We start from the raw sequence: 12,772 nt of genomic DNA on the forward strand, positions 1-12,772 counted from the left end.
CTTAAACACAAGACATAGATCTCTTATGCAGCATTTCAAAGCCTAGGCTTTTGCAATATTGGAAACTAGCAAATCTATGATGGTACCAACTTGTACTTTTATTTAACGCAAAAACAGAGCTGTCCAATGGATTTTATGTTACACAATCCATGATCTCCGTCGTGAAATGAGCTTGAAAAATATTGCACATCACATAGCTAAACTATAAAATACTCCATATACTAAGGCTAATAAAAAACAAAAAATTAATTTTTCAAGGATCAACCCATTAGGGTATCAATCCATTAGGAGCGTTACGAACCGTAACTCTCCATCTGGACGCGCTACAATGAATAGAGCATTTTTGCGTCCAGCTTCACGTAATTTATGAATACGTTTTTTAGCCTCATCGATTGTTGTGATAGCACTCTGATTGATATCAATAATGACTTCACCAACGCGAATACGCTTTTTATCCGCTGCACTATTTTGTGCAACAGATGTTACCACTAATCCTTGAAGTTTATCTGAAATTGAATAACGATGACGCAAATCCTCTGTCAATTCAGATAGCGTCATTCCCATAAATTGCATTGTCACGCTTTTCGACAGATCATTGTTTTTTTTATCATCAACTTCTTCTTCTATATCTTCATTTGCATCTGTTTCAATCAAACGTCCAAGCTTAACTTTTACTGTTTTTTCTTGCCCATTCCGTAAAACAGTAACATCCACCACTTTTCCTTCTGAACTTTCTGCAACTAAACGCGGCAAATCACGTGCATGCTTAATTTTGGAATTACCAAAGGAAAGAATAACATCTCCAATTTGTAACTGGCTATTATCTACGTTATTTTCTTCCGTCTGTTCTATTTTACCAGCCACCAATGCTCCTACAGCATTGTCCAATTTTAAACTTTTTGCAATATCCTCTGTTACCGGCTGAATACGAATAGCCAACCAACCACGCCTTATTTCTCCAAAATCACGCAATTGATTAATAACAGAAAGGGCCATATCCGATGGAATAGCAAACCCAATACCAATAGATCCCCCAGAAGGTGAAACAATTGCTGTATTAATGCCAATGACTTCACCATTTCTATCAAATAACGGACCACCAGAATTGCCCCGATTAATTGCTGCATCTGTTTGAATAAAATTATCATAGGGACCAGCATTAAGATCACGGTTACGTGCAGAAATAATACCAACCGTCACACTTCCACCAAAACCATAAGGATTACCAATAGCCATAACCCAGTCACCAATACGTGCTTTTTCTGAATCACCAAAACGCACAGCTTTTAATTTTTTACGTCCTACATCCACTTGAAGCAACGCTAAATCAGTTTTGCTATCCTTGCCAAGGAGCTTTGCCTTAAGTTTTGTACCATCCGTAAAATTAACCTCAATATCATCAGCATCAACAATAACATGATAATTTGTAACAATAATCCCTTTTTGCGCATCAATCACAAAACCAGACCCCAAAGAACGCACCTTTTGAAATTGACTATTTTTTTGACCATCTTTAGGTGTAAAAAAATCATTAAAATATTCCTCCAGCAATGAATCCTTGGGAATAACAGGCACCGAAGTATTTTCATCCTGTTCTGTTCCTTCAACAGTCTGTGCCGTAGAAATATTCACAACCGTCTCCAAAAGCTCAGAAGCTAAATCAGGAACAGAAAGCAATGTCTTGTTTGTCTCTGCGCCCCAAGACAAATTCACTGATCCTGATAAAAACAAAATCACACACAAAACAACTCTTGTGATAAAAGACTTCAAAAACGTATTTCTACTCACGATACTTCTATCCATGACATGCCTTTAACCAAAGCTGCAAAGAACTTACTCAATTTATTATGCACAATCAGTATGGCTTAACACTCTCTTACATTCATCATAAAAAAAGCAGCTATAGAGCATACTTCTCATATGAAATAGTATACATCTATTCTCCACCAAACTTTGAATCAGTTTTGCTCAAACTAGGACTCATTGTTGATGAAAGCTTTTTCTTTACCTGCAAAGGATTTTGAAAATAAAAAAAGAAATCCTCATTTGGTGAAATGACCATCGGAACTCTTTCTAAATTCTTATACTGTTCCATCGCTAACCAAAAATCGTAAAAAGATGGATTAACTTCCCGCGCATTTAATAAAATGCGAATACTTTCGGCTTGTCCTTCACCGCGAGTAATTTCAGCATCACGCTTTGCGGCTGCCACAATTTCTTCATATTCACGATTTGCTTCTGCCACAATACGATCTCGTTCTTGTTGACCACGAGCCCGGATATTTTCTGCAGCGGCCTCCCGTTCAGCAGCCATTTGTCGATAAACATCTTCTGAAACAGCATCCGTTAAATCGGTTTTTCGAATGCGCACATCAACAATCGTAATACCCAGCGAACCTGCATCTATAGAAAATTGCCGTTGCACCTCGGCCATCATTGCGCCTCGTTCATCCGATAAGGCTGCTTTAAATTCTCGCTTACCATAAACAGCACGTAAAGCGTCAATAAACCGTGGTGCAAGGTTTTCACGTGCCGCAATTTGTGGACGCCCTGAAGCAATCCGCTGTAAAAACAATTTAGGATCCGTAATACGATAAATAAAGAACGCATCCACTTCATAATAAGCACCCCCACGAACTTGTACCGATTGCGTAGGAACATCATAACGCAACAAACGATTATCCACCACAATCATTTTATCCACAAAGGGCATTTTCGAATAAATTCCAGGATTAGACTCGACCTTAACAATTTGACCAAAACGCTTAATTGCCACTTGTTGACGAGGATAGACAATAAAAAGTGACATCCACAAAATGATCAAAAGAAACATTATAATACTAAACATAAACAAAAAACGAGACTGCTGCATTATTAGCGTCCTCCAGAAATATGAGCATCCAAGAGCGATGCCGAACGTGCCGATTTTGCTTTTTCTGATAAATTGTTACGCAGCAATTCGTTCAAAGGAAGATAAGGTACCGCGGGAGAATTAATTTGATCAAGAACCAATTTATTTGGTGAAGAGAAAATACGCCCCATCGTCTCCATATAAAGACGATATCGCGCAGCCTCTGGTGAGATTGCCGCCTCACGGGCTATGGCCTGAAAACGTTCAGCACGCCCGCGTGCCTCTTCAACCATTTGTGCTTTTTCACCTTTTGCGATTTCCCGTGTACGTGAAGCTTCACCATTTGCTAAACCAATCTTCGTAAAACGCACACGATTTCCTTCTTCAATCATACGTCCACGTTCCTGCTCTGCCTGCTGAACAGAATTAAACGCAGCAGCAACCTTAGTAGGAGGAGCAGCTTCACTGATCGATACACGGCTTATTTCGACACCGAGTTGATATTTATCGACAGTCAACTGGGTAATCTTTCGCACATCATTAGCAACTTCCTCTTTTTTATCGCGTAAAACATCATCAACAGGTCTGGATCCAATGACCTCACGCATTGCACTTTCAGCAACCTGACGAACTGTCCCTTCTTGATCATTCACATTGAATAAAAATTGTCCTGGATGTGAAATGCGATAGTAAACAGAAAAATTGACATTAACAATATTTTGATCACTAGACAGCATCAAACCTTCACTTTGTTGTCTCTGCCCAGTCTGCCCACCAATTGCAATTGTTTTTTCAGTTAAAGGCACTTTCATATAGGTCTCAATTGGCCAAAAGTGAAAATGCAATCCATCACCGATAATTCCCGCCTTAGGCACACCAAAACGCAATTCTACTGCTTGCTCATTTTGTTGGACAATATAAAGTGATTGATAGAGGAAAAAACACACAGCAAGCAGAAGGAACAAAACAACAATTCCTCCTCTACTAAATTGTTTAAACTGATCCTTCCCTTTACGCAAAATATCATCAAGATTAGGACCATTTTCGCCACCATTATTGCCACCAGAACCAAAAAGATTCTTAGCCGATGTTTTTTTGTCACCACTGTTCTTGTTTTTATCGCCACTCCACGGGCCACCACCATTTTGATTTGTCCAGGGCATTATCACCTCTTTAACTGACTACCATTCATTCAAATACCAACCATTCACTTGAATCTTATAGGGATTCTCTTATCTCATTAGCATGCAACTGATAAACCCTTTCCACTTCAATATTTAAAAAATTATTTCCGCTCATAAACAACAAAACGTGTCGGATGACTATCTTTATCCCCTTTGGGAATATCTTGTGTTTCCACAATAGTCCACTTTTCTTTATTAAAAACAGGAAAAAAACTATCACCTTCTATAGAAGCTAACACTTCTGTAAGGAATATTTTATCAGCCATATGCAACCCTTGTTGAAAAATTTCACCACCCCCAATAATAAAAACTTCATCTGCACCATTTTGAGAAGCCACACTTTTTGCGATAGAACAAGCTTGCGATAAAGAGTGAGCAACAACAGCCCCTTCAGCAACGAAGGTACAATCACGCGTAATGACGATACTTGTACGTCCTGGTAAAGGACGCCCAAGAGAATCCCAAGTTTTTCTTCCCATAATAATGGGCCTACCCAACGTCAAAGCTTTAAAGCGTTGCAAATCCGTCGATAAATGCCAAGGCATCGCACCTTCACGACCGATAACTCCATTTTCTGCAACAGCAGCAATTAAACAAATGGAAATCGTCATATTGCTACCGGTGCCTTGATATGTGGCTGCGCTTCATAATTAAGCAACTCAAAATCCTCAAATTGAAAGGAAAAAAGATCTGTTACTGCTGGATTTATACGCATATATGGCAAAGCATTTGGTATACGAGACAATTGATATTTTGCCTGTTCAAAATGATTAGAATAAAGATGGGCATCTCCCAGAGTATGAATAAAATCGCCTACTTTAAGACCGCTTACTTGCGCAATCATCATCGTTAGCAATGCGTAGGATGCAATATTGAATGGAACACCCAAGAAAATATCCGCCGAACGCTGATAAAGCTGACAAGATAATTTACCCTCAGCAATGTAAAATTGAAAAAGACAATGGCACGGAGGCAAAGCCATTTCCTCTATTAATGCAGGATTCCAAGCTGATACAATCAAGCGACGAGAATCTGGCGTTTCCTTAATCATCGTTAAAAGATTGTTAATTTGATCAATCTGACGTCCATCAGGAGCAGGCCAAGAACGCCACTGATAACCATAAACAGGACCAAGATTTCCCTTTTCATCAGCCCACTCGTCCCAAATCGATACACCACGCTCTTTTAACCACGCGATATTTGTATCGCCTTTAAGAAACCACAAAAGCTCATAAATAATTGAACGTAAGTGTAGTTTCTTTGTTGTCAACAATGGAAATCCCGCTTGTAAATCAAAGCGCATCTGATACCCAAAAATAGATCGCGTTCCAACACCCGTTCGATCTGTCCGATCAATACCCTGATTTAAAACATGAGATAAAAGAGCAAGATATGATTTCATAGGGCTATTATGTCCGATTCTTCTCATTATAGAAAATAAAAACTGTAAAATCCGTACAAACATAATTCAAATCTTTTTCCGAAGACATCTTACACAGGAAATTATCATGATCTAACTAAAATTTTAATGCAAAAGATAAAATACTATAGACAGCTTCTAAGAAAATAACATAGAGGGATAATAAACAAAGGTGGATAAACGTGAAATGAAGGGATCGACTATGGAAAAACAAGAAGCTTTAGCACCACATGATACAAGAAAACGTGTTCTTTCTATCATATCGAGCGCATCGGGTAATTTGGTGGAATGGTATGATTTTTATGTTTATTCTTTTACATCTATTTATTTTGCCTCGCAATTTTTTCCTTCTGATGGAGATGTTGTTACCGAACTTTTAAAATCTTCCATTGTCTTTTTTATCGGCTTTCTTATGCGTCCAATTGGTGGTTGGCTCTTTGGTTTTATTGCGGATCGTTATGGACGTAAACGCTCTTTACTTATCTCTGTTTTTATGATGTGTGGCGGCTCTTTTCTTATTGCCCTCCTTCCTACCTATGAAACAATTGGAACAACAGCAGCCGTTTTACTCGTTTTGCTCCGTATGATCCAAGGACTTTCCGTTGGCGGTGAATATGGCACAACAGCAACTTATATGAGCGAAGTTGCTCTTAAAAAACGTCGTGGGTTCTTTAGTTCCTTCCAATATGCCACACTTATTGGCGGTCAGCTTCTTGCAAGTCTGGTTATGTTTATTCTCGCCTTCTATCTCACAGAAGATCAGTTAAAGGCATGGGGATGGCGTATCCCTTTTGTAATTGGTGGATGCGGAGCAATTGTTGCAATTTATCTGCGTCGTTCTCTTCATGAAACAACCACAAAAGAGAGTCGCTCTCAAAAACACACTGGTAGTCTTAAAGAGCTTCTACGCAGTCACGGAAAAGCGTTCCTTTTAGTGATCGGTTTTACAGCTGGAGGATCGCTCATATTTTATACCAGCACAACTTATATGCAAAAATATCTGATCACGACGAGCGGATTTGATAAACCCACTGCTAATACAATAATGACTGCTGCACTGTTTGTTTTTATGTTACTCCAACCCCTCTTTGGTTCTCTCGCAGATAAAATTGGCACTAAAACTTCACTGCTTATTTGGAGTACCCTCTCTATCATCTTTATCGTTCCTGGGCTCAGAATCATTGGTAGCACCCATGACACTTGGACTGCACTCTTAATCGTTATTGGAATGCTTTGTATTTTGAGTTTTTATACATCTGTCTCAGGTATCGTAAAAGCAGAAATGTTTCCTGCTTCAGTACGCGCCATGGGAGTTGGGCTCTCTTATGCTATTGCCAATGCACTCTTCGGCGGTTCTGCTGAAACTGTAGCACTCGAATTTAAAAAACATGGATATGAATCTATATTCCATTTTTACATAGCCGGCATGATGATCGTTGCCTTTATCGCAATTCTCTTAATGCCAGATGCTCGCAAAAAAGGGTATTTACAAGGAGACGATATTAATTAACCTTTAATGTTAACAGAAAAGGATTTTAACAAAAAAGCCCAGAGCTCTGGGCTTTTTTATATCTTCTTTATGGAAGTTTAAAACTCACAATTTTTTATCCCTTCAAACACTCTAAAGAAGAAATTTTTCCTCCTGCATAGGCCGCTTATAAAAATAAATGACTTCACGTTATTATGTAATAAATACTTCTTTTGCTGAATTTAGTTCTTTGAAGATAAAAAACGTTTAATTCATTTTAATATTCCCATTTCCACTCAAAATCGAAGAAAAATGATTATCTTTCAAGATAATTTTATCAATAATAAAGATTATTCTCATGATTTTGTTTAATACGTTCTACCCTCATGCAACATAAATCCTTTCATGAAAAATAGAAAATACCATTATGTTATAAAATCGCACACTTTTTTGAGAAACATTTCTCAATGCACCCAACTCCAAACTCCATTTCACGACGGCACCTGTGAATGACATAACGTAAAAGCCCCATAAAGTATAAACATGTGTACCACCCTCTTTACACTTAATAAAAGTGCAAGTCGCTGTCATTATACTATCCACTAGCTCTTAATATTCCATTCTTCCTTGCCATTTAAAATCGTTCATAAAAAGCATTTTTACTCACACACCAACCTCTCATGTAATAGTCAATAACACCATTTTACAAAACAACATCCAGCATATAAACTAAAGAGTATCATATCTTCATACACACTCTGTATATGCAAGTAATTCACCATCAAACAAAAAACAATATTCCTTAAGGATAGTCAAAAGCGTACGATTTACGCAATATAACAACACCATGAGTCCAAAACAGCATTAATAGCTCTAGAAAAAATCTTTACAACAATGTTCCCCTAAAAAATTATCGTGATACAATGGCGTTTTTATTTTATAATGTACATGTAAATAGCTTTAAAGAGAAGAAAAGTTATAGATCTAAAAGGGGAATACTTTATGAATAATCAAACAACTTTAGATCCACATGATACAAGGAAACGTATTTTTGCTATCATATCCAGTGCATCAGGAAATCTGGTAGAATGGTATGACTTTTACGCTTACTCCTTTGCATCGGTTTATTTTGCATCGCAATTTTTTCCCGAAGATGAAGATGTCGTTACACAACTGTTAAAAACTGCAGGAATCTTTTTTATTGGCTTTCTTATGCGTCCAATTGGAGCATGGCTCTTTGGATTCATTGCGGATCGTTATGGACGTAAACGCTCAATGCTTATTTCTGTTTTTATGATGTGTGGTGGCTCTTTTCTCATTGCCATACTTCCCACTTATAAAACCTTGGGAATAACAGCAGCATTTCTCCTCCTTTTAGTCCGCATGTTTCAAGGACTTTCCGTTGGCGGTGAATATGGTACAGCAGCAACTTATATGAGCGAAGTTGCACCCAAAAATCACCGTGGGTTCTTTGCTTCTTTTCAATATGCAACAACGATCACAGGTCAACTTCTCGCAAGTTTTATAATATTTATTTTATCCCTTTACCTTACTGAAGATCAGTTAAAAGCATGGGGATGGCGTATTCCTTTTGTCATTGGTGGCTTTGGAGCAATTGTTGCAATTTATCTGCGTAGTTTGCTCCATGAAACAACAACCCACAAAAGCCGTTCTGAACAACATGCTGGTAGTCTTAGAGAACTTTTTCGCAATCATAAAAAAGCTTTCTTTTTGGTTGTTGGCTTTACAGCTGGTGGATCACTCACATTTTATACATACACCACTTATATGCAAAAATATCTGATCACAACCACAGGCTTTGATAAACAAACTGCAACAACGATAATGACTGCCGCCCTCTTTATTTTTGTGCTACTCCAACCCCTTTTAGGTTCCATAGCCGATAAAATTGGAGCAAGAGCTTCACTCATTAGTTGGAGTACCTTATCCATTATCTGCACCATTCCTGTACTTAAAATGATTGGTAATGCCCAGAATGCATGGACAGCACTCTTAATCATTATTGGAATACTCTATGTTATGAGTTTTTATACGTCCATTGCTGGTATCATAAAAGCAGAATTGTTCCCAGCCTCAATCCGCGCAATTGGTGTTGGATTTGCTTTTGCCATTGGTAATGCACTATTTGGCGGTTCTGCTGAATATGTAGCGCTTGGATTAAAAAATATGGGATACGAATCTGTTTTCTTTTTTTACATAGTTGGTATGATGGTCATTGCACTCATCTCTATTCTCCTTATGCCCGATATAGATAAAGGAGGATATCTCGATAAAGACGATAAACTTCATTAAACTTATTTTTTATAATTATTTACACAAAAACTTAATTTTTATTTATGAAACCCTTTTCATTATCTTACTCTCAATAATGGACAGTCATCGAAGACTTCTATGACCTACAGATATTACTTCCATAACGCATTGATTTGTAATGATTGTTTATCATTTTGTATCTCAATTGAGAAACCCAAATACCATAAGATTTTTTCATTTTACCCTTTTTATATCACATCCTCATAACTATACCTCTTGCAACTCAGGAACAGAGTTACCGCTATGAATAAAATTATTTAACAAACGAATAAATACCCTCTTATAACCTATTTAAATTACTAAAAATTGTATAAATCCATTGATAGAATTTAAATTTGCAAAAGTATTTTAATAGTTTTCATAAAAATAATCATTATACAATTGAATTTTTCTGAAAATCATAAACAATAATGTTTAGAAAATATAGACTATAAATCTAAAAGGGGAGCACTTCATGAAAAATGAAACAACTTTAATACAACATGACACAAGAAAACGTATCTTTGCTATCATATCTAGCGCATCAGGGAATCTAGTAGAGTGGTATGATTTTTACGTTTACTCATTTGCGTCTATTTACTTTGCACCACAATTTTTCCCTTCAGATGGCGATGTTGTTACCCAATTTTTACAAACTGCAGGAATCTTCTTTATTGGTTTTCTTATGCGCCCAATTGGAAGTTGGATCTTTGGCTTTATTGCTGATCGTTATGGACGCAAACGCTCAATGCTCATATCTATTCTTATGATGTGTGGGGGCTCTTTTCTCATTGCCATACTTCCCACTTATGAAACTTTAGGGAGAACTGCAGCAATTCTTCTTCTCCTAATCCGTATGATGCAGGGACTTTCAGCAGGTGGTGAATATGGTACAGCTGCAACTTATATAAGCGAAATTTCCCTTAAAAAACACCGCGGACTCTTCGCTTCTTTCCAATCTGGTACGCTTATTACTGGTCAACTTTTAGCTAGTTTTATTATATTTATTTTGGCACTTTATCTAACGGAAGACCAATTAAGAACATGGGGCTGGCGTATTCCATTTGCCATTGGTGGATTGGGAGTATTCGTTGTACTTTATCTACGTCGTTCACTTCATGAAACAACCACTAAAGAAAGCCGCTCTCAAAAACACACTGGGAGTCTTAAAGAGCTTCTAAGCAAACACACAAAAGCATTTTTTGTAATTGTTCTCTTTGCCTCTGGGGGATCTCTCACATTTTATACCTGTACGACTTATATGCAGAAATATCTGATCACAACTACCGGTTTTGATAAACATACTGCTACAACTGTAATGACCGCAGCACTCTTTATTTTCATATTACTCCAACCCATATTTGGTATCATAGCTGATAAAATTGGGACTAGAAATTTACTGATCCTTTGGAGTGCACTCTCTACTCTCTTCACGATTCCTGGACTTCTCATAATCGGTCACGCACATAATCCATGGATTGCGCTATCAGCCATTATTGGAATACTCTGTATTATGAGCATGTATACATCCATCTCTGGTGTCGTAAAATCAGCAATGTTTCCCTCTTCAGTACGAGCACTGGGAGTTGGTCTCTCTCATGCTATTGGCAATGCATTATTTGGTGGTTCTGCCGAATACGTAGCACTTGGATTAAAAAATATGGGACATGAATCACTCTTTTATTTTTATGTAATCGGCATAATGATCATTGCATTCATTGCCACCCTCTTTATACCGGATATGAGCAAAGGAGGATATCTTCAAGAAGACGAAACCAATTAAGCCTTTGATGCTAAACAAAAAAGCCCAGAACTCTCTGGGCTTTTTTTATTGAGCAAAAATTGAATTTTAAAATTATTTAAATTTTATCAAGTGCGTTTAATTGTTTGGCTACCAAATAATAGAAAGTCATACGACTTTTTCTGTGATCTCCAGACATCATTTCTGCAACTTTTGACACAGCCATTTTAGCCCTCTGCTCATCAGCGCCTAATACATCTTGAACCCATTTTTCAACGCGTTCTAACTCTTTTGGATCCGATGTAGCAACAAGTGATGCATCCTGTTTTTTCATCACTAAAGCTAAGCGATGACGAAGCCTTTCTATTGCAGCCTCATCGGGACTTTTATCATATAATTTAATATCTGCTAGATCATTGGTCATTTTGCTCCATCTCCTCTCCAAGAATTAGCGACTGTATTTTACAACCGCGTTATACAGCTTCATAAATAATTAGAGGATTTAAAATATTAACAACCCCCCCTTTTCTAAAGACCGTTCTTCATCTATATTTAAAGGGCTGACTTGTCAGCTATGGTAATAAATGGACAATGAAATAAACTCATTGGACCCGGGGGCGGTACCCGGCGCCTCCACCAAAATATAATAAGCGAAAATTATACTTTGGTGGGGGCGAAATAGGATCGACAAGGGCGTAAAGATTGCTCTTTTACTCGGCATAGTACCACCGTTATCGGACTAAATGAGTAGTTGCAAATGACAACTATGCGGAAGCACGTCTCGCTGCTTGATGCAGTGTGAATGTTTCAAAATAAGTCTTAAACCGTCGCAGGTTTAAGCGGGGTTCGGAGGCACCTGGCAACAGAAGCCTTCACTTTTTTAAAATATTATTGATTGATCTTTCAGGTATTATCAGACATTATTTACCATAGAGTTTCGTATTTATTCGACTTATTGAGGTGCATCGTAGACAAAATACTGCTAATTTTAAAATATATTTTATCACACATTATCAATACGCCTCATTCTGCTACGTGAAATAAAAGGAATAAACTTCGATGGTTAAAGATCAAATCCGTTACGATATTCTCGTTCAGGATGCGCTTCGTGGAGTTATCCGTAAAGTTTTATCGGAAGTTGCTAAAGCAGGTCTTCCGGGAAATCATCATTTTTTTATAACTTTTTTGACGAATGCTCCAGGTATTAAAATTTCTCCTCGGCTAAAAAATCGCTATCCCGAGCAAATGACAATCGTCTTACAACATCAGTTTAGAGATCTCAGTGTTTCAGAAACAGCTTTCGAAGTAACCCTCTCCTTCAGGGAAATAACCGAAAAGCTGGTGATTCCTTTTACTTCCATTCAGGTCTTTTATGATCCTGTAGCAGCATTTGAAGCAGCATTTGATCTGCCCTCAAATCTTACCTCTGGAGAAAGTGAAAATACCTCAACTACGCCCATTACCCTATCAAACAAACAAAAAAAAGAAAACACACTTCCAAAAGAACAAAATTTCAGTACAGATAAAGGATCTTCAAATAATGATACAAAACAAAGTGCTGATGTTGTCTCGTTAGATTCTTTTCGGAAAAAATAATTTTTCTCATGACTGAATTGATTAATCTTCGCCAATTTCGAAAACAAAAAAAACGTACAGAAAAATCTCTTCGTGCTGAGCAAAATCGTTATCGTTTTGGACGAACAAAAACTGAAAAAAATTTTGAGCAACATAAATCTTTAAAAACGCAAAAATTTCTTGATCAAAATCGTTTACGAAACGACGAATAAAGGTGGGA

Annotated in this window: 11 protein-coding genes and 1 other RNA gene; 6 read left to right on the forward strand and 6 right to left on the reverse strand. The window is 37.4% G+C overall.

Translation table 11 applies throughout. The features are described from left to right. Positions 1–276: 276 nt before the first annotated feature. The 5 genes from ACFIJ0_RS06730 to ACFIJ0_RS06750 form a co-directional block, all read right to left on the reverse strand. Entirely contained in the window at positions 277–1,803 is a 1,527-nt protein-coding gene (locus tag ACFIJ0_RS06730) for a Do family serine endopeptidase (protein ID WP_375644282.1), read from the reverse strand. Positions 1,804–1,936: 133 nt separating this feature from the next. Continuing rightward, positions 1,937–2,872: a protease modulator HflC gene (hflC, locus tag ACFIJ0_RS06735; protein ID WP_375622966.1), complete on the reverse strand. Its 936-nt coding sequence runs from the start codon at positions 2,870–2,872 to the stop codon at positions 1,937–1,939. 2 nt (positions 2,873–2,874) lie between these two features. Further along, entirely contained in the window at positions 2,875–4,014 is a 1,140-nt protein-coding gene (gene hflK / locus ACFIJ0_RS06740; protein WP_375622968.1) for an FtsH protease activity modulator HflK, read from the reverse strand. Between the two features lie 122 nt (positions 4,015–4,136). After that, entirely contained in the window at positions 4,137–4,646 is a 510-nt protein-coding gene (locus ACFIJ0_RS06745) for a dihydrofolate reductase (RefSeq protein ID WP_375644284.1), read from the reverse strand. Next, positions 4,643–5,437, reverse strand: coding sequence for a thymidylate synthase (locus ACFIJ0_RS06750; RefSeq protein WP_375623086.1), 795 nt, complete (start codon positions 5,435–5,437; stop codon positions 4,643–4,645). The genes ACFIJ0_RS06745 and ACFIJ0_RS06750 overlap by 4 nt, the downstream gene beginning before the upstream one ends. 220 nt (positions 5,438–5,657) lie before the next feature. Here ACFIJ0_RS06750 and ACFIJ0_RS06755 point away from each other — a divergent pair, with 220 nt between their 5' ends. From ACFIJ0_RS06755 to ACFIJ0_RS06765, 3 genes are all read left to right on the forward strand, one after another. After that, entirely contained in the window at positions 5,658–6,965 is a 1,308-nt protein-coding gene (locus tag ACFIJ0_RS06755) for an MFS family transporter (RefSeq protein WP_375623088.1), read from the forward strand. Positions 6,966–7,925: 960 nt separating this feature from the next. Continuing rightward, entirely contained in the window at positions 7,926–9,236 is a 1,311-nt protein-coding gene (locus ACFIJ0_RS06760; RefSeq protein ID WP_375622972.1) for an MFS family transporter, read from the forward strand. A gap of 475 nt (positions 9,237–9,711) precedes the next feature. Continuing rightward, positions 9,712–11,019: an MFS family transporter gene (locus tag ACFIJ0_RS06765; protein WP_375622974.1), complete on the forward strand. Its 1,308-nt coding sequence runs from the start codon at positions 9,712–9,714 to the stop codon at positions 11,017–11,019. Positions 11,020–11,095: 76 nt separating this feature from the next. On the opposite strand, the gene ACFIJ0_RS06770 is transcribed toward ACFIJ0_RS06765, so the two are convergent. Continuing rightward, on the reverse strand, positions 11,096–11,401 hold the full coding sequence (locus tag ACFIJ0_RS06770) for a DUF2853 family protein (protein ID WP_375622976.1): 306 nt from the start codon (positions 11,399–11,401) through the stop codon (positions 11,096–11,098). A 96-nt stretch (positions 11,402–11,497) separates the two neighbouring features. Between ACFIJ0_RS06770 and ssrA the strand changes: the two genes are divergently transcribed. The 3 genes from ssrA to ACFIJ0_RS06785 all read left to right on the forward strand — a co-directional run bounded on the left by ssrA (position 11,498) and on the right by ACFIJ0_RS06785 (position 12,764). Then, positions 11,498–11,854: a transfer-messenger RNA gene (gene ssrA / locus ACFIJ0_RS06775) on the forward strand. Positions 11,855–12,036: 182 nt separating this feature from the next. Beyond that, complete coding sequence (locus ACFIJ0_RS06780) at positions 12,037–12,573, forward strand: SspB family protein (RefSeq protein WP_375622978.1); 537 nt, start codon at positions 12,037–12,039, stop codon at positions 12,571–12,573. 8 nt (positions 12,574–12,581) lie between these two features. Further along, positions 12,582–12,764 (forward strand): DUF4169 family protein, encoded by a 183-nt coding sequence (locus ACFIJ0_RS06785; protein WP_375622980.1) that lies wholly within the window; start codon positions 12,582–12,584, stop codon positions 12,762–12,764. Positions 12,765–12,772: the final 8 nt, after the last annotated feature.

Source organism: Bartonella sp. OC68QHHN, from assembly GCF_042193875.1.
Classification (GTDB): Bacteria; Pseudomonadota; Alphaproteobacteria; order Rhizobiales; family Rhizobiaceae; genus Bartonella; species Bartonella grahamii_A.